The organism is Photobacterium sp. R1, assembly GCF_054600795.1.
The window spans coordinates 1-267 of the sequence record NZ_BAAHZP010000594.1; the positions used below are offsets into that span (position 1 = coordinate 1).

The window sequence follows — 267 nt, forward strand, 5'->3', positions numbered from 1 at the left end:
TGCTTGGTATACGTCAATCGGGGAGGTGTATAGGTGAGAAGGCAAGCACCTAAAATCTCGGCTAAAGAAGCGGCCGTGGGGTATCTGTCACGGCGAGACCATGCCAAGCGCGAGTTGCAGCAAAAGCTTAAGCAGCGTGGTTACAGCGAGCAGGAGGTCTGTGACGCAGTCGCATATTGCCAGGATTACAACTGGCTGGATGATGCCCGCTATGCGGCCATGGCGGTGCGAAACGGGGTATCAAAAGGCTGGGGCATGCTGCGAATC

At 55.8% G+C, this 267-nt stretch carries 1 protein-coding gene; it reads left to right on the top strand.

Features of this window, described 5'->3' with window-relative positions; genetic code table 11:
* Positions 1-33: 33 nt before the first annotated feature.
* The coding region (locus ACYP03_RS26425) for a regulatory protein RecX (protein WP_459782728.1) at positions 34-267 on the top strand (234 nt) is incomplete at its 3' end.